This window comes from Salmonella sp. A29-2 (assembly GCF_020150755.1).
GTDB classification, from domain to species: domain Bacteria; phylum Pseudomonadota; class Gammaproteobacteria; order Enterobacterales; family Enterobacteriaceae; genus Salmonella; species Salmonella enterica.
Map to the genome: position 1 here is coordinate 4252346 of NZ_CP083731.1, position 21197 is coordinate 4273542.

At 52.9% G+C, this 21197-nt stretch carries 26 protein-coding genes; 9 read left to right on the top strand and 17 right to left on the bottom strand.

Annotation, left to right across the window (positions count from 1 at the left end):
- Positions 1 to 220 precede the first annotated feature (220 nt).
- Positions 221 to 778 carry a YtfJ family protein gene (locus K8W53_RS20675; protein ID WP_000175305.1) on the top strand — a complete coding sequence of 186 codons (558 nt, stop codon included), beginning with the start codon at positions 221 to 223 and terminating at the stop codon, positions 776 to 778.
- Here the strand turns inward: K8W53_RS20675 and cysQ are convergent.
- Positions 768 to 1508, bottom strand: coding sequence for a 3'(2'),5'-bisphosphate nucleotidase CysQ (gene cysQ / locus K8W53_RS20680; RefSeq protein ID WP_000893398.1), 741 nt, complete (start codon positions 1506 to 1508; stop codon positions 768 to 770). The genes K8W53_RS20675 and cysQ overlap by 11 nt on opposite strands.
- 267 nt (positions 1509 to 1775) lie before the next feature.
- Between cysQ and K8W53_RS20685 the strand changes: the two genes are divergently transcribed.
- Positions 1776 to 3719: a bifunctional 2',3'-cyclic-nucleotide 2'-phosphodiesterase/3'-nucleotidase gene (locus K8W53_RS20685; protein ID WP_023224887.1), complete on the top strand. Its 1944-nt coding sequence runs from the start codon at positions 1776 to 1778 to the stop codon at positions 3717 to 3719.
- A gap of 57 nt (positions 3720 to 3776) precedes the next feature.
- Here K8W53_RS20685 and K8W53_RS20690 read toward each other — a convergent pair whose 3' ends face one another.
- Positions 3777 to 4163: a winged helix-turn-helix transcriptional regulator gene (locus K8W53_RS20690; RefSeq protein ID WP_001201294.1), complete on the bottom strand. Its 387-nt coding sequence runs from the start codon at positions 4161 to 4163 to the stop codon at positions 3777 to 3779.
- Positions 4164 to 4250: 87 nt separating this feature from the next.
- On the opposite strand from K8W53_RS20690, the gene K8W53_RS20695 reads away from it, so the two are divergent.
- From K8W53_RS20695 to ytfE, 3 genes are all read left to right on the top strand, one after another.
- Positions 4251 to 5099, top strand: coding sequence for an SDR family oxidoreductase (locus tag K8W53_RS20695; protein WP_023224888.1), 849 nt, complete (start codon positions 4251 to 4253; stop codon positions 5097 to 5099).
- 80 nt (positions 5100 to 5179) lie between these two features.
- Positions 5180 to 6145, top strand: coding sequence for a DMT family transporter (locus K8W53_RS20700; protein WP_000623290.1), 966 nt, complete (start codon positions 5180 to 5182; stop codon positions 6143 to 6145).
- A gap of 102 nt (positions 6146 to 6247) precedes the next feature.
- Positions 6248 to 6910 (top strand): iron-sulfur cluster repair protein YtfE, encoded by a 663-nt coding sequence (ytfE, locus tag K8W53_RS20705; RefSeq protein ID WP_000331471.1) that lies wholly within the window; start codon positions 6248 to 6250, stop codon positions 6908 to 6910.
- Between the two features lie 111 nt (positions 6911 to 7021).
- On the opposite strand, the gene cycA is transcribed toward ytfE, so the two are convergent.
- Together cycA and fklB are read right to left on the bottom strand one after the other, a co-directional pair.
- On the bottom strand, positions 7022 to 8431 hold the full coding sequence (gene cycA / locus K8W53_RS20710) for a D-serine/D-alanine/glycine transporter (protein ID WP_000228322.1): 1410 nt from the start codon (positions 8429 to 8431) through the stop codon (positions 7022 to 7024).
- A 295-nt stretch (positions 8432 to 8726) separates the two neighbouring features.
- Complete coding sequence (fklB, locus tag K8W53_RS20715; RefSeq protein WP_000235161.1) at positions 8727 to 9347, bottom strand: FKBP-type peptidyl-prolyl cis-trans isomerase; 621 nt, start codon at positions 9345 to 9347, stop codon at positions 8727 to 8729.
- Positions 9348 to 9566: 219 nt separating this feature from the next.
- On the opposite strand from fklB, the gene K8W53_RS20720 reads away from it, so the two are divergent.
- Positions 9567 to 10202, top strand: a complete 636-nt coding sequence (locus K8W53_RS20720; protein WP_001119448.1) for an OapA family protein — start codon at positions 9567 to 9569, stop codon at positions 10200 to 10202.
- 49 nt (positions 10203 to 10251) lie between these two features.
- Here the strand turns inward: K8W53_RS20720 and K8W53_RS20725 are convergent, their stop codons facing one another.
- From K8W53_RS20725 to K8W53_RS20750, 6 genes are all read right to left on the bottom strand, one after another.
- Positions 10252 to 11178, bottom strand: coding sequence for a DMT family transporter (locus K8W53_RS20725; protein WP_023224890.1), 927 nt, complete (start codon positions 11176 to 11178; stop codon positions 10252 to 10254).
- Positions 11179 to 11325: 147 nt separating this feature from the next.
- Entirely contained in the window at positions 11326 to 11775 is a 450-nt protein-coding gene (gene rplI / locus K8W53_RS20730) for a 50S ribosomal protein L9 (protein WP_001196065.1), read from the bottom strand.
- Between the two features lie 41 nt (positions 11776 to 11816).
- Positions 11817 to 12044, bottom strand: coding sequence for a 30S ribosomal protein S18 (rpsR, locus tag K8W53_RS20735; protein ID WP_000135199.1), 228 nt, complete (start codon positions 12042 to 12044; stop codon positions 11817 to 11819).
- A 4-nt stretch (positions 12045 to 12048) separates the two neighbouring features.
- Complete coding sequence (gene priB, locus K8W53_RS20740) at positions 12049 to 12363, bottom strand: primosomal replication protein N (RefSeq protein ID WP_001519453.1); 315 nt, start codon at positions 12361 to 12363, stop codon at positions 12049 to 12051.
- Positions 12364 to 12369: 6 nt separating this feature from the next.
- Complete coding sequence (rpsF, locus tag K8W53_RS20745) at positions 12370 to 12765, bottom strand: 30S ribosomal protein S6 (RefSeq protein ID WP_001216673.1); 396 nt, start codon at positions 12763 to 12765, stop codon at positions 12370 to 12372.
- 70 nt (positions 12766 to 12835) lie between these two features.
- Complete coding sequence (locus tag K8W53_RS20750) at positions 12836 to 13042, bottom strand: hypothetical protein (RefSeq protein ID WP_024132254.1); 207 nt, start codon at positions 13040 to 13042, stop codon at positions 12836 to 12838.
- A 193-nt stretch (positions 13043 to 13235) separates the two neighbouring features.
- Here K8W53_RS20750 and yjfY point away from each other — a divergent pair, with 193 nt between their 5' ends.
- Positions 13236 to 13511 carry a DUF1471 family protein YjfY gene (gene yjfY, locus K8W53_RS20755; RefSeq protein ID WP_001529484.1) on the top strand — a complete coding sequence of 92 codons (276 nt, stop codon included), beginning with the start codon at positions 13236 to 13238 and terminating at the stop codon, positions 13509 to 13511.
- A 128-nt stretch (positions 13512 to 13639) separates the two neighbouring features.
- Here yjfY and K8W53_RS20760 read toward each other — a convergent pair whose 3' ends face one another.
- From K8W53_RS20760 to ulaA, 6 genes are read right to left on the bottom strand one after another with little or no spacing between them, the layout of a single operon-like run.
- Positions 13640 to 14326, bottom strand: coding sequence for an L-ribulose-5-phosphate 4-epimerase (locus K8W53_RS20760; RefSeq protein ID WP_001170770.1), 687 nt, complete (start codon positions 14324 to 14326; stop codon positions 13640 to 13642).
- Positions 14326 to 15180 (bottom strand): L-ribulose-5-phosphate 3-epimerase UlaE, encoded by an 855-nt coding sequence (ulaE, locus tag K8W53_RS20765; RefSeq protein WP_023224891.1) that lies wholly within the window; start codon positions 15178 to 15180, stop codon positions 14326 to 14328. Before ulaE ends, K8W53_RS20760 begins: the two co-directional genes overlap by 1 nt.
- Before the next feature lie 9 nt (positions 15181 to 15189).
- Positions 15190 to 15840, bottom strand: coding sequence for a 3-keto-L-gulonate-6-phosphate decarboxylase UlaD (gene ulaD / locus K8W53_RS20770; RefSeq protein WP_000056761.1), 651 nt, complete (start codon positions 15838 to 15840; stop codon positions 15190 to 15192).
- Between the two features lie 13 nt (positions 15841 to 15853).
- Positions 15854 to 16318 (bottom strand): PTS ascorbate transporter subunit IIA, encoded by a 465-nt coding sequence (gene ulaC, locus K8W53_RS20775; RefSeq protein ID WP_000776531.1) that lies wholly within the window; start codon positions 16316 to 16318, stop codon positions 15854 to 15856.
- Between the two features lie 9 nt (positions 16319 to 16327).
- Positions 16328 to 16633: a PTS ascorbate transporter subunit IIB gene (gene ulaB, locus K8W53_RS20780; RefSeq protein ID WP_000218358.1), complete on the bottom strand. Its 306-nt coding sequence runs from the start codon at positions 16631 to 16633 to the stop codon at positions 16328 to 16330.
- Positions 16634 to 16648: 15 nt separating this feature from the next.
- On the bottom strand, positions 16649 to 18046 hold the full coding sequence (gene ulaA / locus K8W53_RS20785) for a PTS ascorbate transporter subunit IIC (RefSeq protein ID WP_000404873.1): 1398 nt from the start codon (positions 18044 to 18046) through the stop codon (positions 16649 to 16651).
- Between the two features lie 362 nt (positions 18047 to 18408).
- Here ulaA and ulaG point away from each other — a divergent pair, with 362 nt between their 5' ends.
- Complete coding sequence (ulaG, locus tag K8W53_RS20790) at positions 18409 to 19473, top strand: L-ascorbate 6-phosphate lactonase (protein WP_000049161.1); 1065 nt, start codon at positions 18409 to 18411, stop codon at positions 19471 to 19473.
- A gap of 104 nt (positions 19474 to 19577) precedes the next feature.
- Complete coding sequence (ulaR, locus tag K8W53_RS20795; RefSeq protein ID WP_000133618.1) at positions 19578 to 20333, top strand: HTH-type transcriptional regulator UlaR; 756 nt, start codon at positions 19578 to 19580, stop codon at positions 20331 to 20333.
- On the opposite strand, the gene yjfP is transcribed toward ulaR, so the two are convergent.
- Complete coding sequence (gene yjfP / locus K8W53_RS20800; protein ID WP_023224892.1) at positions 20330 to 21079, bottom strand: esterase; 750 nt, start codon at positions 21077 to 21079, stop codon at positions 20330 to 20332. The genes ulaR and yjfP overlap by 4 nt on opposite strands.
- Between the last annotated feature and the right edge of the window lie 118 nt (positions 21080 to 21197).

Here is a 21197-nt window from a genome sequence, read left to right on the forward strand (position 1 = left end):
TCCAGTGTGCATAAGTATATTTACCTTTTGATTACAGTTATTCAGAATTATCTAAACATCAGCTCATTTTTCTCAGTATATGCCTTCATTTTTCACAGGAAGTGTGCGCCCGCCCGCAAACTGGCATCCCCTTTGCGGGAAAAAGCATCAATCGCACATATGATTAACTATCGGCCCAAAGTGGTCGGATCACCTGCAAAAAAATAAAGAAGGAATGACCATGACCCTACGTAAAATTCTGGCGATGTCGTGTCTGCTACTCCCCATAATGGCTTGTGCGCATAACCTTGAAGTTAACCAACGGGTGCCGCCGGTAGGCATTGCCGATCGTGGCGAACTGACGTTGAATAAAGATGAGTTTAGTTATAAAAACTGGAATAGCGCGCAGCTGGCGGGAAAAGTGCGCGTCCTGCTGCACATTGCGGGTCGAACGTCAGCGAAGGAAAAAAACGCCACGCTGATTGAAGCGATTAAATCAGCCAAGCTCCCGCATGACAGATACCAGACGACCACAATTGTGAACACTGATGATGCGATCCCAGGCTCCGGTATGTTCGTGCGTAGCAGTATAGAAAGTAATAAAAAGCTCTATCCGTGGTCGCAATTTATTGTCGACAGCAATGGCGTGGCGCGTAACGCCTGGCAATTAAAAGAAGAGGGGTCCGCCGTCATCGTGCTTGACAAAGACGGTCGGGTTCAATGGGTGAAAGATGGCGCGTTAACCCAGCAAGAGGTACAGCAGGTGGTCGACCTGCTGCATAAGCTCCTCAGTAAATAGTCACCCGGAAGCCGGGGTTAAGGAACGATTCACGAGGGGTATAGTCCAGCGTTTTTCCCTGCCAGTCGTGAACGTGCGCCCCGGCTGCAACGGCAATGGCATGACCTGCGGCAGTGTCCCAGACGCTGGTCGGCCCAAATCTGGGGTAAAGCTGCGCCTGGCCTTCCGCCACAAGACAGAATTTCAGCGAGGAACCAATAGAAGTTGTCTGATGTTCGCCAAGCTGTTGGAGATATTCGGTGAGTTCATCATCCGTATGCGAACGGCTAATCACCACCAGCGGCGGGCGGGCATCCCGGACCTGAATCTGCTTACGCACTCCGCACTCCTCTTTCCAGGCCTTACCTTCCGCCGCGTAGTACATCACTTTCAGCACCGGCGCATAGACCACGCCCAACACCGGTTTGCCCTGCTCAATCAGCGCGATATTGACCGTGAATTCGCCATTGCGCTTGATGAACTCTTTGGTGCCGTCGAGCGGATCGACCAGCCAGTAGCGCTGCCAGTGCTGGCGCACTTCCCAGGCAGGCGGATCTTCTTCTGAAAGCACCGGAATATCCGGCGTGAGCGTGCGTAACCCTTCGAGAATCACGGTATGTGCGGCGATATCCGCCGCAGTGACTGGAGAATCGTCCTGCTTGCGGGCGTACTCCATCGGTTTGGCTCCATCATAAACCTGCATAATGGCATCGCCCGCGTTCCGTGCAAGCTGGCATACTTGTTCTAACATTCTCCACCTCTTTATGACGGGGGCGTTAACTCGTTGTTTTACTTATACCCGATCGTTAAGGGTTCCGCCAACTGTGATACCGTCTGCGGTTTTGATAATACCTTTCATGGCATGATTCACCCTTCTGTGAACACTCGCAAAAAATCGGCCGGATGGGGCGGTTTCGCCTTCTTCTGGCGACGGTCGGAACGATATCGGGTTTCACTGTTTATCATCGCTATTTTTCACTATCCGGCTTTTCTATTGCGTTCTTAAAAGGTGCCTCTGATGATTAAGTTTAGTGCAACGCTTCTGGCTACGCTGATCGCCGCCAGCGTGAATGCGGCCACCGTCGATCTCCGTATCATGGAAACTACTGATTTACATAGCAACATGATGGATTTCGATTATTACAAGGATACCGCAACCGAAAAATTCGGATTGGTACGTACCGCAAGTTTGATTCATGCCGCCCGAAATGAAGTCAAAAACAGCGTGCTGGTGGATAACGGCGACCTGATTCAGGGGAGCCCTCTGGGCGATTATATGGCGGCAAAAGGGCTCAAAGACGGTGACGTTCACCCGGTCTATAAAGCGCTCAACACTCTGGATTACGCGGTTGGAAACCTCGGCAACCATGAGTTTAATTATGGTCTGGACTATCTGCATAACGCGCTGGCTGGCGCGAAATTCCCTTATGTTAACGCCAATATTATCGACGTTAAAACCCAAAAGCCGCTCTTTACGCCTTATCTGATTAAAGAGACGAACGTTATTGATAAAGACGGCAACCCGCAAACCCTGAAAATTGGCTATATCGGCTTTGTCCCGCCGCAAATCATGATTTGGGATAAAGCGAACCTGAGCGGCAAAGTTACCGTCAATGACATTACGGAAACCGCCCGGAAATATGTGCCCGAAATGCGCGAGAAAGGCGCAGATATCGTGGTAGTCATTGCTCATTCAGGCCTTTCTGCCGATCCGTACCACAGCATGGCGGAAAACTCGGTTTATTACCTCAGCGAAGTTCCCGGCGTCGACGCGATTATGTTTGGCCACGCCCACGCCGTCTTCCCCGGTAAAGATTTTGCCGACATCAAAGGCGCGGATATCGCCAAAGGTACGCTTAACGGCATTCCTGCGGTAATGCCTGGCATGTGGGGCGACCATCTGGGAGTGGTCGATCTGGTGCTCAATAACGACAGCGGCAAATGGCAGGTTACGCAGGCGAAAGCGGAAGCGCGGCCTATCTATGACGCCGCCGCTAAAAAGTCGCTGGCAGCGGAAGACAGTAAGCTGGTCGGTATTCTGAAAGCCGATCACGATGCCACCCGCGAGTTTGTCAGCAAGCCCATCGGTAAATCCGCCGATAACATGTACAGTTATCTTGCTCTGGTGCAGGACGATCCTACCGTACAGGTGGTGAATAACGCGCAAAAAGCGTATGTGGAACACTTTATTCAGGGCGATCCGGATCTGGCGAAACTGCCGGTGCTGTCCGCCGCCGCGCCGTTTAAAGTTGGCGGGCGTAAGAACGATCCTGCCAGTTTTGTCGAAGTGGAAAAAGGCCAGTTGACCTTCCGTAACGCCGCCGATCTTTATCTCTATCCGAATACGCTGGTGGTGGTGAAAGCCAGCGGCAAGGAGGTAAAAGAGTGGCTGGAATGTTCTGCCGGACAATTTAATCAGATTGATATTCACAGCAACAAACCGCAATCGTTGATCAATTGGGATGGCTTTCGCACCTATAATTTCGATGTCATTGACGGCGTGAATTATCAAATCGATGTGTCACAGCCCGCCCGCTATGATGGCGAATGCCAGATGGTGAATCCGCAGGCGGAACGTATTAAAAACCTGACCTTTAACGGTAAGCCTGTCGACCCGAACGCTACGTTCCTGGTCGCCACGAATAACTATCGCGCTTACGGCGGCAAGTTTGCCGGCACGGGCGACAGCCATATCGCCTTTGCATCTCCGGATGAAAATCGCGCCGTGCTGGCGGCATGGATTGGCGCAGAGTCAAAACGCGCGGGCGAAATCCATCCGGCGGCGGATAATAACTGGCGTCTGGCGCCAATCCACAGCAATACGGCGCTGGATATCCGCTTTGAAACATCGCCAGGCGATAAAGCCGCTGCCTTCATTAAAGCGAAAGGACAGTATCCGATGAAGAAGGTTGCCGTCGATGATATTGGTTTTGCCATTTATCAGGTGGATTTGAGCAAGTAACGTGTGTCCCGTATGGCGCTGCGTTTATTCGGCCTGACTGGCAGGCCGAATAAAGCGCTAGCCGTCATCTGATAAACGGTCCCGCTGCGCCAATACCTGGGGCAAATTCAGTTCTATCCAGTCCGCCAGCGCGGCGACTTTATCACTCACCTGCTCGCCAAGCGGCGTCAGGCTGTACTCCACATGCGGCGGAACAACTGGATATGACACCCGGTTGAGAAATCCGTCCTGTTCAAGCGCCTGTAACGACTGCGCCAGCATCTTTTCACTCACGCCTCCCATCTTGCGGCGCAGGTCGCTAAAACGGTGTGTACCGTCGCGTAACGCCACCAGAATCAGTACGCCCCAGCGACTGGTGACATGTTTTAACACCTCACGGGACGGGCACTGTTCAGCAAAGAGATTGCCTTCACGCAACTGCCGGGAAAGAGTATGAGCGCGCATTGATACTTACCTTTTTGTACGTACTTACTAAAAGTAAGTTTAGGTGGTAGCGTAATAAAACACAAGACCAACACTGAGGAGTTCACCATGATTGCTATCACTGGCGCAACAGGCCAACTGGGCCAACACGTTATTGAAAACCTGCTAAAAACGACGCCCGCCAGTCACCTCATCGCGATCGTCCGTAACCCGAAAAAAGCCGCCCCGCTCAGTCAGCGCGGGATTGCCGTTCGCCAGGCGGATTACGCTAACGAAGCCGCGCTGACCACCGCCTTACAGGGCGTTGATAAACTGCTGCTTATATCATCCAGCGAAGTGGGACAACGCACCGCGCAGCACCGCAACGTTATTCAGGCCGCCATTGCCGCGAAGGTGAAATTCATCGCCTATACCAGCCTGCTACATGCGGATAAATCGCCGCTGGCGCTCGCCGATGAACATATTGAAACGGAAAAGATGCTGGCTGAGTCAGGTATTCCTCACACGCTATTACGTAACGGCTGGTATACGGAAAACTACCTGGCGAGCGTCCCTGCCGCGCTGAAACATGGCGTCTTTATTGGCGCGGCGGGAGAAGGGAAAATCGCCTCCGCAATGCGCGCTGACTATGCCGCCGCCGCCGCGCGCGTCATCTGTGAAGAGGGTCACGCCGGGAATGTCTACGAGCTGGCGGGTGATGACGCCTGGACATTACGCCAGTTGGCGGATGAACTTACTCATCAGAGCGGAAAAAAAATCGTCTACCAGAACCTGAGCGAAGTCGATTTTGCCGCCGCGCTGAAAGGCGCAGGCCTGCCTGACGGACTGGCGGATATGTTGGCCAATTCTGACGCTGGCGCGGCGAAAGGCGGCCTGTTTGATGACAGCCATACGCTGCGTAAACTCATCGGTCGCCCGACGACGACGCTCACAGAAAGCCTTCGCTCCGTACTGTAAGTGTTAAAATTTAGTTAATTTATGTAGCATCCTCATAGACCTTCTCTGATAATGACGGAACGGTTTATGAGGAGAATCTGATGATTAGCGGCGTGCTATACGCCCTGCTGGCAGGGCTAATGTGGGGATTGATTTTCGTCGGCCCGTTAATCGTGCCGGATTACCCGGCCCTCTTACAGTCAATGGGACGCTATCTGGCGCTGGGGCTGATTGCCCTACCGATTGCCTGGTTAGGCCGCACGCGGTTACGCCAGTTGACGCGCAAAGACTGGTCCACCGCCCTGTCGCTGACTCTGATGGGCAATGTAATCTATTACGCCTGCCTCGCCAGCGCCATTCAGCGAACCGGCGCGCCGGTGTCGACGATGATCATCGGGACATTGCCGGTCGTCATTCCGCTTTTCGCTAACGTTCTCTATAGCCAACGAGACGGCAGATTATCCTGGCGGCGTTTAGCGCCCGCGCTGGCGCTTATCGGTTTTGGCCTGCTGTGCGTCAATATTGCTGAACTTAGTCAAGGATTATCCGATGTTAGCGGCTGGCGCTATGGTTCAGGCATTGTGCTGGCGCTGATTTCCGTAGCGTGCTGGGCATGGTATGCGCTGCGCAACGCCCGCTGGCTGCGGGAAAATCCCGACAAACATCCCATGATGTGGGCAACGGCGCAGGCGCTGGTTACGCTGCCGGTCTCGTTAATCGGCTATGCGGCGGTCTGTCTGTGGCTGAGTATCCAGAAACCGCTGTTTACCCTGCCCTTTGGCCCGCATCCCGCGCTGTTTATCGGTCTGATGATCGCCATCGCGGTGCTGTGTTCCTGGGTGGGCGCGCTGTGCTGGAATATCGCCAGCCAAAAATTGCCAACCGTTATTTTAGGGCCGCTGATTGTTTTTGAGACGCTGGCGGGACTGCTCTATACCTTCATTCTGCGCCAGGAAATCCCGCCATTCCTGACGTTAAGCGGCATTGCGCTCCTGGTGGCGGGCGTGGTCATTGCCGTGAGAGCGAAACCGGAAAAAGCGACCGTCGTTCCGGTCACGGAACGCTAATTTCATACTCGCTTAAATTATACGCACCCCGAAAGAGTTATAGCCTCGCCTTAAAGATGCATTTAAAATACAACTTATATTATTGCAAATGAGGTAACGGCTATGGCTTATCGCGATCAACCTTTAGGCGAACTGGCGCTCTCTATTCCCCGCGCATCGGCGCTGTTTCGCCAGTACGATATGGATTACTGCTGCGGTGGAAAACAGACGCTGGCGCGCGCCGCCGCGCGTCACGACGTCGATATTGACATCATTGAAGCGCAACTCGCGCAGTTGGCTGAACAGCCCATCGAAAAAGACTGGCGCGCCGTTCCGCTGGCGGACATTATTGACCATATCGTGGTGCGCTATCATGACCGACATCGCGAACAACTGCCGGAGCTTATCCTGCAGGCAACCAAAGTGGAACGCGTCCACGCGGATAAGCCAAACGTCCCACGCGGCCTGACAAAATATCTCACCGCGCTGCATGAAGAGCTTTCCAGCCATATGATGAAAGAAGAACAGATCCTGTTCCCCATGATCAAACAGGGTATGGGTCGCCAGGCAACGGGCCCGATAAGCGTAATGGAAAGCGAGCATGACGAGGCGGGAGAGCTGGTAGACGTCATCAAACACGTCACCCAAAATGTAACGCCGCCGCCAGAAGCCTGTACCACCTGGAAAGCGATGTATAACGGCATTAATGAGATGATTGATGATCTGATGGAGCACATCAGCCTGGAGAATAACGTGCTGTTCCCACGCGCGCTGGCCGGGGAATAATCGCCAGCCGGGCATTTTGCCGGATGGCGGCTGTAAACGGCGCCTTATCCGGCCTCCAAATCAACGCTACGCTGTAAGCCCGGTAAGCGCCAGCGCCACCGGGCAAAACAATTAACGCATTCCCGCCATCCGTTTCTTACCTATCAACAGCCAGCCCAGACCCAACGCGATAAACCACAGCGGCGTCACGATCAGCGCCTGGCGCGTATCGTCTTCCAGCGTCAGTAATACCAGCACGAACGCAAAGAACGCCATACAGACCCAGCACATCAGCTTACCGAGCGGCATCTTATAGATGGATTTTTCATGCAGGTGGGGACGCTTTTTGCGGTACACCAGGTATGAACACAGAATGATGGTCCAGACAAACATAAACAGGATAGCCGAAACCGTAGTGATCATGGTGAATGCGCCAATCACGCTCGGGTTGACCATCAGCATAACCACGCCGCCCAGCAGGCAGATACAGGAGAAGGTCAGGCCTTTCGCCGGTACCGCGCGTTTTGATAGCTTAGCGAACGCTTTTGGCGCCACGCCTTCTTGCGCCAGGCCAAACAGCATACGGCTGGTCGAGAAGACGCCGCTGTTGGCGGAAGACGCCGCCGAGGTCAGCACGACAAAGTTGATCACGCTCGCGGCGGCAGGCAGACCCACCAGTACAAACAGCTCAACGAACGGGCTCTTATCCGGCACCACGGAACTCCACGGCGTCACCGACATAATGACAATCAGCGCAAAGACGTAGAACATGATGATACGGATCGGTATTGAGTTAATCGCGCGCGGCAGCGATTTTTCCGGATCTTTAGTTTCTGCGGCGGTAGTACCGACCAGCTCAATGCCCACGAAGGCGAACACCGCAATCTGGAAACCGGCAAAGAACCCGCTAATACCTTTCGGGAACCAGCCGCCGTCATTCCACAGATGCGCGAAAGACGCTTCAACGCCGGTCGGCGATTTAAAGTGCATCGCAATCATCACCAGCCCGACCACAATCAACGCCACGATGGCGACGATTTTGACCATAGCAAACCAAAATTCCATTTCACCAAACATTTTAACGGTGGCGAGGTTGAGGCTTAGCAGCAGGATCACTACCGCCAGCGAGGCGACCCAATCGGAAAGGCCGGGAAACCAGAACTGCGCGTAGGCGGTAATCGCCACCACGTCAGCCATACCGGTCACTACCCAGCAAAACCAGTACGTCCAGCCGGTGAAATATCCCGCCCAGGGGCCAAGCAGGTCGGAAGCAAAATCGCTAAACGATTTATATTCCAGATTCGAGAGCAGCAATTCCCCCATGGCGCGCATCACGAAAAAAAGCATAAAACCGATGATCATATACACAAAAATGATCGACGGTCCGGCGAGACTGATCGTTTTACCCGATCCCATAAACAGACCGGTACCAATAGCGCCGCCAATAGCGATAAGCTGTATATGACGGTTTGTAAGATTGCGCCGTAGCGACTGTTCAGCCGGAGCCTGTTCGTCGGCTGCGACTTTTACCTGATCTACCATGTTTTTCTTCCTGTACCTGTCTGTGTTGTGCGGGCTCTACGGCCTTTGGTCTATGATACGACGATCCTGTTATCAGGACTCATCGATATTAGGTAAGAATCGGCGGGATGAATACTAAGATTTAAATACAATGTTAATTTTATGTTTAAAATGAGTGTTATATCACTTTGATAATGCGAATTAGCTCACAAAAATACACGTAACGACGCCATTTGCAAAATAAAATATTGGCATCTACTGAAGTCAGGGTTGCCGGATAAGGCGTTTACGCCGTCATCCGGCAAACCCGGGGCGCTTACAGAATTTCCAGCAGTTCCACCTCAAACACCAGGGTGCTGAATGGCGGAATAGATGCCCCGGCCCCACGCTCGCCATAGGCCAGCTCCTGTGGGATAGTCAGTTCCCATTTGGAACCTACCGGCATCAGAGTCAGCGCTTCAATCCAGCCGGCGATCACGCCATTTACCGGGAATTCAGCCGGCTCGCCGCGCGCGACGGAGCTGTCAAATACGGTGCCATCAATAAGCTTACCGGTGTAATGCACGCGTACGCGGTCGGTACGCGCCGGAATCGCGCCTTCGCCCTGCGTCAGAACGCGGAACTGTAAACCAGATTCAGTACTGTTCACACCGTCTTTTTCGCGGTTTTCTTCCAGATATTTCACGCCTTCGGCCGCCATCGCTTTGAAACGCTCACGACGCACCGCGTCCGCACGCTCATGAATTTCACGCAGCGCGCGATGCACCACATCAACAGGAACCGCCGGGTGTTTACCTTCCAGCGCATCAGCAATGCCAGCAACCAGCGCTTCAGGCAACAGCCCTTCAAGACCGGATTCGCTGAGCTGCTGCCCTACCTGCAAACCAATGCCGTAGCTCGCTTGCGCTTCAATAGTGTCAAAAGTCGGGGTGGCCATTATTTTTCCTTCATTGGATATCAAAAAAGTAGCGGGCAGCATAACAGCCACGCTTCTTCTGGTAAAACTTTGTCTCAGGGAGGATGACAAATCGCAGGGAAAAAGAAACAATAGATTATCCGTATTGATGTCACGAAAGCGGATAGCACTACCAGTATCATAGCGTTAGCCATCTATACTCTATGATTAAGGAACGAGATGCGGAGCAGGAGGTAAACCATGCCCGGGCGCTTTGAATTAAAACCAACCCTGGCGAAAATCTGGCACGCGCCGGATAATTTTCGCATCATGGAGCCGCTGCCGCCTATGCATCGTCGTGGCATTATCATTGCCGCTATCGTGCTGGTGATCGGTTTCCTGCTGCCCGCCAGCGAGACCAGCGACTCGCCTGTCGTCACGCGGGAAGCGCAATTGGATCTGCAATCGCAATCACAGCCGCCGACGGAGGCCCAGCTTCAGGCGCAGCTGGTCGCGCCGCAAAACGATCCGGATCAGGTGGCGCCCGTTGCGCCGGAACCTATCCAGGAAGGCCAGCCGGAAGAACAAAACCAGCCGCAGACGCAGCCTTTCCAGCAGGATAGCGGCATCGGTCAACAGTGGCGCTCGTACCGGGTAGAGTCTGGTAAAACTCTGGCGCAACTGTTCCGTGACCACGGACTGCCCCCGACAGACGTTTATGCAATGGCGCAGGTAGAAGGCGCTGGCAAGCCGCTGAGTAATCTCAAAAATGGTCAAATGATTAAAATTCGCCAGAATGCCAGCGGGGTGGTGACAGGTTTAACGATAGATGGCGATAACGGTCAACAGGTGCTGTTTACGCGTCAGCCTGACGGCAGTTTTATTCGCGCACAGTAACGCCGGCTACGCCTTACCCCGCCTGTACCCTATTCGTTCAGGTGAAGCATTACCGCTTCACCTTATTCACCCACCAGATCCCCGAACATACCAGCACCAGCGCAATCATGTATTTCCACTCCAAGATATTCTCGCCGAGAAAAATAGCCGAAAGAGCCGCGCCGGAAACCGGTATCAGAAAGTTAAACGGCGCAATCATCCCCACGCGATTATATTTGAGTAAAATGCTCCATAGCGCAAAAGCGACCGACGAGAGCAGCGTCAGGTAGACTAAAATCGCCACCGACGAGAAGCCATGTATCGTCAGCGTACCGCCAAAAACGTAACCGCCAATGACCAGTACCAGACCGCCAATCCCCAATTGATAGCCAGTCATGACCATCGGATCGACCGTCTGCGAGAGACGTTTGCCATACAACGTGGCCGCAGAAAGAATAAACGCCGCCAGCACCACGGAGCCTTCTCCCGGCAGATTAAAGCTGAAATCCAGGCCGTTGCTGACGTTCACCACCATGACGCCCGCAAAGCCCAGAATACAGCCGAGCGTTTTGTTGTAGCTCAATCGGTCGTTCTGATAAATAAAGTGCGCCAGCAATACGCTGAAGAATGTGCCTGTCGCGTTCATGATTGAGCCTTTCACGCCGGAGGTGAACGCAAGGCCGATATAGAAAAAGAGATATTGCAGCGACGTCTGGGTCAGACCCAGTAACATTAACTGAGCAAACTGGCGCGGACGAAACCGACCAATCGGTTTACGCTGAAGCAGCGCGAACAGTAGCAGCAACCCACCCGCAAATAAAAAACGATAACCAGCAAAAACAATTTTAGAAGGGATATCGTCGGTGGCTATCTGAAAGAGGTCATAACCGCTTTTGATGGCTGGATAAGCGCTGCCCCATAGCAGGCAACAAAATGCGGCACACACATAAACGACGTTTTTGCGGGCAAACGGGGAGGCCTGGCGTTGGGTATCCATTCTTTCACCAAGAAATTAAAATAATGTTTTATTTTTGATTATCGCGAAAAGAGGGGGAGATAGCCAGTCGAAAAGCTATGGGGTTAAAAAAGCAAAACGCCGGCGCTGGGCCGACGTTTTGTTGCTAGCAAAAACGAGAATGACTGATTACTCAGCAACCACGTTGATGATAACTTTTGCGAATACTTCGCTGTGAACCTGGAAGTTCACTTCGTGTTCGCCAGTGGTACGCAGAACGCCGTTCGGCAGACGAACTTCGCTCTTAGCCACGTCAACGCCAGCTGCAGTCACAGCGTCAGCGATGTCGCGAGTACCGATGGAACCGAACAGTTTACCTTCGTCGCCTGCTTTAGACGCGATAGTAACGGTTTCCAGGGCGTTGATTTTCTCTGCGCGTGCATTTGCAGCAGCCAGAACGTCAGCCAGTTTAGCTTCCAGTTCAGCGCGACGTGCTTCGAAGTATTCAACGTTTTTCTTGGTAGCCGGAACAGCTTTACCCTGTGGTACCAGGAAGTTACGAGCATAGCCCGCTTTAACGTTAACCTGATCACCCAGGCTACCCAGGTTTGCTACTTTATCAAGCAGAATAACTTGCATTACCTTATCCTCTCAAAGTCGTATTAATGGACCGTGACCGATTACTGATGGCGATCAGTGTACGGCAGCAGAGACAGGTAGCGAGCGCGTTTGATAGCGCGAGCCAGCTGACGCTGGTATTTTGCACGGGTACCGGTGATACGGCTTGGGACAATCTTACCGCTTTCGGTGATGTAGTTTTTCAGCGTAGCGATATCTTTATAGTCGATCTCTTGAACGCCTTCCGCGGTGAAACGGCAGAACTTGCGACGACGGAAATAACGTGCCATATGGCTAGTCTCCAGAATCTATCAATTCAATCTGCTCGGCATGCAGAACCATTTTGCTCAGACCGTTCTTTGCCTTGTGGCAAGAGATAAACCCCTGAACGGTTATGCGGCTGCCGACCGTTATACTGTGAGTAATGGCCTGGTTTTCGTGTCCGCTAACAATAACGGGCATTTGGCACCACGCCTGCCGGTGAAAGCCGGCTTCCTCTTGCACAGAACGATGCTCAAGCACGAACTGGCAATGCGGAATTCCTGATGGACTGACCTTTCGAAGGGGGGCCCTGCACACGGTGCCGGACAACGCCAGACGGTTGGTCATCAGAAATTACTCTTCAGAATCCCCAGCTTCAGCATCATCTGCGGTTTCGTTAGCGAAATCATCGCGACGCTCACGGCGCTCGTCTTTCGCTTTAACCATCGGAGAAGCTTCGGTAACAGCGTGCTTAGTACGCATAACCATGCTGCGGATAACGGCATCGTTGAAGCGGAAGGTAGTTTCCAGCTCATCGATCACTTCCTGCGGCGCTTCAACGTTCATCAGAACGTAGTGCGCTTTGTGCAGTTTGTTGATCGGGTAAGCCAGCTGACGGCGGCCCCAGTCTTCCAGACGGTGGATCTTGCCTTCTGCGCCAGTGATGGCGGCAGAGTAACGCTCGATCATACCCGGAACCTGTTCGCTCTGGTCAGGATGGACCATAAAAACGATTTCGTAATGACGCATCGAATTGCTCCTTACGGATTATTCAGCCTCCTGTCTGGGTCAGCCGCGGCCCATGGAGGCAAGGAACGTGTTAAAGGTCGGCTGAAAAATGACGCGTTATAATACTGGCGCCTGCGGGCAAACTCAAGGTGATTGTACAATTATTTATCGTGCCGAACGTAACGCCTGTCCCGTCGCATTTTGCTGCTGAGATATTAACTTCATATCGCATGCCACTATAAACGGCCTGTTGCGGCAGAGAAATTGACACTGTGGGCAGCGCACTTTTTTGCCACACAGGGTTTCTTAAACATAGCGGCATACATCAACGGGTTGTTAATCAGGTAAAAAACGACAATGCGATAATTTTTTGAACAACAGCATCAGAAAAGGTCGCCATCTCTGCGGCGGGTTATGGTTAAAATTAAACCAGAAGCGATTCACTAAAGGGGGATATCGCCAACCAGACCGCGCTGCTGAGGAGGTACTCTATGCGAGCCCGGATAATGTTATTTCTGGCTGCGCTTTTGCCTGGCATAACGGCAACGGCAGCCATCGAGTTAAATAATCATCAGGCCAGAAATATGGATGATGTGCGCAGCTTAGGCGTGATCTACATCAACCACAACTTCGCCACGGAAAGTGAAGCCAATCTGGCGCTGAATGAAGAGGCCGACGTGCGAAACGCAATGTATTATCACGTCATACTTATCCGGGAACCGGGTAGCAATGGCAATATACACGCCAGCGCGAATATTTATCGCTAGCATCAGGAAAACCAACGAAAAAGCCATAGTTGATTTGCCCCCTGAACAGGGGGCTTTTTTCGCGGAAAGATGGCTCCGGAATTAGACCTGTGACATCCCGATAATATTCACATTCCGGAGCTCATACTTCACTTCTGCCCGTAATACGCATTCGGGCCATGCTTACGCATGAAGTGCTTGTTCATCAGATAATCGTCGATGGGATTCAGCGCCGGGTTAATGCCGCGCGCAATCCACGCCATTTTTGCCACTTCCTCCATGACGACCGCGTTATGTACCGCATCGTGCGCATCTTTCCCCCAGGCGAACGGCCCGTGTTGATACACCACAATACCTGGCGTATGCAGCGGTTCCACCTCGCCCAGCGTTTCGATGATCACCTTACCGGTGTTCAGCTCGTACTCGCCCTGCACTTCTTCTTCGCTTAACGCTCTGGTACAAGGAATATCGCCAAAGAAATAGTCCGCGTGCGTGGTACCGAGCGCCGGAATAGCCATCCCCGCCTGCGCCCATGCCGTGGCGTGGGTGGAGTGGGTATGAACGACGCCGCCAAGCGACGGATAGCGTTGATACAGCGCCAGATGGGTAGCGGTATCGGAAGAAGGACGATAACGTCCCTCCACCACTTTGCCATCCATATCCACCACCACCATGTCATCTACCTTCATGGTTTCATAGGCGACACCGCTTGGCTTAATTACCACCAGCCCGCGTTCGCGATCGATAGCGCTGACGTTGCCCCAGGTAAACGTCACCAGTCCATAACGGGGCAAATCCATGTTAGCGTCAAATACCTGCTGCTTGAGCTTTTGCATTAGGCTGCCTCCACCAGACCGGCGCTGGCCATGCGCGCTTTCACCCAGTCACGCGCTTTCGCTACCTCTGCCGCCGGGTTCTCTGCTGTTTCACTCCACATCTCAATCAGATAGGGCCCGCAATAGCCACTCTGTTTGAGCGTTTCGAAGCAGCGTTCGAAATCGACAACGCCTTCGCCAAACGGCACATTTTTGAACACGCCGGGTTTAGTATCTTTGACGTGTACCGCGACGATATGCCCGATTCCCGCCTGTAGCTCCATCTGTACGTCGTTATCCCAGGCAGACAGATTGCCGATATCCGGATAGAGCTGGAACCACGGGTTATTGAGGTAGTGAGCATAGCCCAGCGCTTTACTGATGGAATTCATCAATGGGTAATCCATGATCTCCATCGCCAGCGTCACCTGGGCGCGGCTGGCCATATCAACGCTCTCTTTTAACCCATCGCGGAAGCGGCAACGCGTTTCGTCGTTGGCCTGCTGATAGTAAACGTCGTACCCCGCCAGTTGAATGACGCGAATCCCGACGTCCTGCGCAAACTGAATCGCTTTACGCATAATCTCCAGCCCCTGCGCCCGTACCGCGTCATCTTCGCTACCGAGCGGAAAACGACGATGCGCGCTCAGACACATGGACGGCACACGCACGCCGGTTTCAGCAACCGCGCTCACCAGCGCCAGGCGCTGCTCGCGACTCCAGTCGAGCCGCGCCAGTCGGGTGTCGGTCTCGTCCACCGACATTTCAACAAAGTCAAAACCCAGCGTTTTCGCCAGCCGCAGGCGCTCCAGCCAGCACTCCCCGGCAGGGAGCGCTTTTTCATAGATGCCGAGCGGAATTTGTTTCGACAGCATAGCCGCTCCTTAGCCCCACAGTTGGGCAATGGAGCGTTTGAACTGCCGTGCGGCTTCTACCGGCGATTCGGCATCGCGAATGCTACGCCCCGCGATAAAGACATGGATCGGAATGCCTTTGAACAGCGGCAGGTCTTCCAGCGCCAGTCCGCCGGTCACGGTCACTTTAAAGCCCATATCGGAGAGCCGCTTAATCGCGGTAATATCCGCCTCGCCCCACGCCACGCCTGCCGCCTGCGCGTCACGGCTGCGGTGATAAACCACTTGCTGAATACCCGCATCACGCCACTGCTGCGCCTGTTCCCAGGTCCAGTAACCGGTCAGTTCGATCTGCACGTCGCCGTTGAACTCTTTCGCCACATCCAGCGCGCCTTTTGCGGTGTTGATATCCGCACAGCAAATCACGGTCACCCAGTCCGCGTTGGCTTCGAAACACATACGGGAGAGGATTTTACCGGCATCGGCAATTTTGGCGTCCGCCAGCACGATTTTGTGCGGGTAAAGCGCTTTCAGGTCGCGAACGGCACGCACGCCTTCGCCCACGCACAGAATGGTGCCCACTTCGATAATGTCGACTTCTTCGGCAATCAGGCGAGTGGTTTCATAGGCGCTATCCATAGTCTGGTTGTCCAGCGCGACCTGCAACATTGGTAATGACATTTTCAATTCCTTCTTAAGCTGCCGCGTTGGTGCGGTCAATGAGATCCAGGACTTCCTGCGCAGTACGGCAGGCGCGTAAACGGTCAAAATTGGCTTCGTCTTCAAACAGGTTGACGATCTGCATGATGCCCACTTCCTGGTGAGTGTTGGCATCAACCGCCGCCATGGTGATCAGAATATCGACCGGGTCGTTATCTTCGTGGTTGAACTCCAGCGGCTTTTTCAGGGTCACCAGCGAAAAACCGGTTTTCTTCACCCCTTCTTCCGGGCGGCCATGCGGCATCGCCAGGCCGGGGGCAATCACAAAATAGGGGCCAAACTGCTCAACGCCATCGAGAATGGCCTGGTAATAGCGCGGCTCCACCACGTCGGCAGCCACCAGTAAATCGACGCCGATCTTGACGGCTTCCTGCCAGGTATTCGCTTCAGCCTGCAGGCGGATAGAATTATTCTCCGCCAGTGAATCACGTAATTTCATGTTGCATCCTTACTTCACGTCTTGCGGGAAATGTTCTTTGATCACTTCCAGCAGTTTCGGGCCGAAGTCAGCAGGAGAGAGCATGTTACGCACGCCAACCACATATTTGTTGCCGGTCACGCTGATTTCGCCTGCAATATGGGTAGAAGCGATGATGATATCCGCGCCGCTCAACTCGCTTTTGTACTCGCCAACCGCGCAGCTGTTTACCGTGTGGTCAATGTTTGATTGGGTTAAAAACTGGTCCACTTTCATTTTCATGATCATGGAACTGCCCTGTCCGTTGCCACACACAGCCAGAATACGTACGGTCATAATCAAAACTCCTTATTAAGCAGACTGTTCTGCCAGTTGTTTTTCTGCATCTTCTTCTGCGCGCAGTGCGCGGCCAGCGAAGAACATATAAGCCAGTGCAATTACAATGATGACGGCCATAAAGGCGATACCGAGGGAGAAGAAGCCCTGCATCATCGGCGGTGCCAGAATCGACCAGTCCGCCATACCCATCCAGGCACTCATCCCCGTGAGTTTCACCGCCCAGACGCAACCAAAGATTTCGATCATCCCCATCACCAGACAAATCTTCAGCGCCGCACGCCAGCCGCCGAAGTGGTTAGCGAACACGCCGATAGTGGCGTTAGAGAAGAACATCGGGATAAAGCCAGGAATAATCAGGATCGAGGAGCCGCAGGCAACCAGGATGCCAACCGCAATCAGCTGGCCGATGGTGCCCCACATAAAGCCCCAGACCACCGCGTTAGGCGCGAAGCTATAAATAGCCGCACAGTCAATCGCCAGTACTGCGCCCGGAATCAGACGCTGGGAGATACCGTTAAAGGCCTCAGAGAGTTCGGCGACAAACATACGCACGCCCTGGGTGATGATGAAGATCGCCACCGCAAAGGAGAAACCGGTTTGCAGGATATAGATTGTCCAGTGGGTTTTACCCGCCATCGCCTGTACGGTATCGATACCAAAGGAGAGCAGAATGGCACCAAAGAAGATGGTCATTACAATCGCCGTGGAGACGATGTTGTCATGGAAAATGTTCAGCCAGCCCGGCAGTTTGAGGTCTTCAACGCTTTCCTCTTTTTTGCCCAGGAACGGCGCGACTTTATAGGCAATCCAGGAAGCAAACTGCTGCTGGTGACCGATGGAGAAACCGCAGCCGTCCGTCACTTCCTGAGTCGGCTTGTACATCATGTTGGAGGTAATACCCCAGTACAGGGAAACCAGTATCGCCGTGCAGATAATGGTGGTCCACATGGAATAGCCGAAGATATAGAAAGAGACCGCAATCAGCCCCGCCTGCTGGAACATGATGTGCCCGGTCAACATGATGGTGCGAATACCGGTAATGCGTCGCAACAAGACGTAACAAATATTCAGCGCCAGCGCGAGCAACACCGCGTAGCCTACCCAACTATACGCATCACCCATCCGTTCGATCGTTGCCATCATCGAAGCATAGGTATCGGAAATCGCGCCGTTGATGCCGTAAACCTCAGACATTTTCGCCACCACCGGTTTAAAGGTGCTGGTCAGAATGCCGGACCCGGCCTGTAGCAGCATGAAGCCAATGATGGTTTTGATCGTCCCTTTGATGATCACGCTGACGCTTTTACGCAGCAGGATATAGCCCAGGCAGGTCACAATACCCAGTAATAGCGGGGCATTGGTCATTACCTGATTAAAAAAAATGGTAAAGATGTTGTAGAGGATCTCCATAACGATCTCCGGTAGACAAGGTTGCTGAGTCACAGGCGCTCAGAATAATGTCCCTCCACTGTAATTTTCAAAAGTAATCACAACAAGATTGAATTTGATTAAATGTGACGTAGCGCGCAAATAATTAGCACACTTAATACATGGTTTACTTATAAATAACTCATTTCTTCATTAAAATAAGTAAAATCATAAAGATGAATACATCCCCATGACGCCAGAAAAGATTAAATTTTCTTCTGGCTGCGTTCTCCTCTACCCAAAAGTCAAAAAATAGCCCATTGCCTTCTTGAGAAAATAGTGTCAGGATTAATCAAAACAAATCACGTTTTGAACCATTTTGAACAAACATGAAGGTAAATGCGATGAGTAAAGTACAAAGCATCACGCGTGAATCATGGATTCTGAGCACGTTTCCGGAGTGGGGAAGCTGGCTGAACGAAGAGATTGAGCAAGAGCAGGTCGCGCCGGGTACGTTCGCTATGTGGTGGCTGGGCTGTACCGGTATCTGGCTAAAATCTGAAGGCGGCACTAACGTATGCGTCGATTTCTGGTGCGGTACCGGTAAACAGAGCCACGGTAACCCGTTGATGAAAACCGGCCATCAGATGCAGCGTATGGCTGGCGTCAAAAAATTACAGCCTAACCTGCGCACCACGCCGTTTGTTCTCGATCCTTTCGCTATCCGTCAGATTGACGCCGTACTGGCGACCCACGACCATAACGATCACATTGACGTCAATGTCGCGGCTGCCGTAATGCAGAATTGCGCCGATGATGTTCCGTTTATCGGCCCACAGACCTGCGTGGATTTGTGGGTTGGCTGGGGCGTGCCGAAAGAACGCTGCATCGTGGTAAAACCGGGCGATGTCGTGAAAGTGAAAGATATTGAAATTCATGCGCTTGATGCCTTTGACCGCACCGCATTAATCACCCTGCCCGCCGATCAGAAAGCCGCTGGCGTACTGCCGGACGGCATGGATGTACGCGCGGTTAACTATCTGTTTAAAACGCCGGGCGGCAATCTCTATCACAGCGGCGATTCTCACTATTCCAACTACTACGCGAAACACGGCAACGAACATCAAATTGATGTCGCGCTCGGTTCTTACGGTGAAAACCCGCGCGGTATTACGGACAAAATGACCAGCGCGGATATTTTACGCATGGCGGAATCGCTGAATACCAAAGTGGTGATCCCGTTCCATCACGATATCTGGTCGAACTTCCAGGCCGATCCGCAAGAGATCCGCGTGCTATGGGAAATGAAGAAAGATCGCCTGAAGTATGGTTTTAAACCGTTTATCTGGCAGGTTGGCGGCAAGTTTACCTGGCCGCTGGATAAAGACAATTTCGAATACCACTATCCGCGTGGGTTTGACGATTGCTTTACCATTGAACCCGATCTACCGTTCAAATCCTTCCTGTGAGTCGATATCATGCCGGGATTACCCGGCATTTTTTCCATTTACTTTAGTATTTCCAGGCTATTTCAAATATCATCTTTTCAAATCAATTTGTATCGGAATAGCTCATGACTGAAGCACAAAGACATCAAATACTGCTGGATATGCTGGCACAGTTGGGCTTTGTTACCGTCGAAAACGTGATTGAGCGTCTGGGGATCTCCCCGGCGACAGCGCGCCGCGACATCAACAAGCTCGACGAAAGCGGGAAACTTAAAAAAGTGCGCAACGGCGCAGAGGCCATTACCCAACAGCGGCCCCGCTGGACGCCGATGAATCTGCACCAGGCGCAAAACCACGATGAAAAAGTACGCATCGCGAAAGCGGCGTCGCAGCTGGTAAACCCGGGTGAAAGCGTAGTGATTAACTGCGGCTCCACCGCTTTCCTGCTGGGGCGTGAAATGTGCGGGAAGCCGGTACAGATCATTACCAACTATCTGCCGCTGGCGAATTATCTGATCGATCAAGAGCATGACAGCGTGATTATCATGGGTGGTCAGTATAATAAAAGCCAGTCGATTACCCTGAGCCCGCAGGGAAGTGAAAACAGTCTCTATGCTGGCCACTGGATGTTTACCAGCGGAAAGGGCTTAACCGCGGATGGCCTGTACAAAACCGATATGCTAACCGCCATGGCGGAACAAAAAATGCTCAGCGTCGTCGGGAAACTGGTCGCGCTGGTCGATAGCAGTAAAATTGGCGAGCGCGCGGGAATGCTGTTCAGCCGCGCCGATCAGATCGCTATGCTGATTACCGGCAAAAATGCCAATCCGCAGGTTTTGCAACAGCTTGAAGCCCAGGGTGTAAGCATACTCCGCGTTTAAAGATACTGTCGGAAAAACGCTACCGTCGCCGACAACGCTTCTGGCGTAATGCGATGCCGCACGCCTGCGGCCCATAAACAGGTCACATGCTTATCCAGCTTCGCCGCGGCGAGTGCCTGCTGGAGCCGGAAGGTTTCGATAGCAGGCACCACGTCATCCTCCTGACCATGCCACAACAGAAGCGGCCTGTCGGCCAGTCGCTCTAACTGGTGTGTGACTTCCCATTCACGTAGCGGCGCGATGATATTGTCGAATTCCGCCTGCTGTGCCGGGTTCTGCGGGGATAACGGCGGGAAAAGCGTCCGGGCAAGCCCGGTAAAATAGCCCGACCCCATTAAACTGGCCCCGCATTTTACCTCACGGTGACGCGTCATAATGCCCAGCGCCGTCATACCGCCCATGGATGCGCCGCCCACCGCCAACCGCCCGTCAAGTAGCCAGTTTTCCGCCTGAATCGCCGCACGTAACGTCGTAAATTCCTGCATGTTTTGGTGCAGAATCTGCCAGAATCGGTGTATCCGTCCCTGTGAGTCGCCGCCGAAGCGAGCGCCATGCTCCGGCGCATCCGGCATGACTACCCGGAATCCTGCCTGTGCCAGGGCAACGGCAAAATAACTATAAACCAGGCTGGAGGAGGTGAAGCCATGATAGAACACCACACAGGGAAGCGGCACGGCGCGTTTCCCTTCCGGGAAGGCATGTAGTACGACGCCTCCGGCTAATTGTCGTGTTTCAATCGCTATCATTATTCTCTCCTTTTTATCCGGTATGCCACGGAGAAATACTTAACGCAAGTTTATGGATAGCGCAATAATTCATAATGTTTGAGAACTGGGTTACGCTTTCGCAACGTTTTCATTCGAA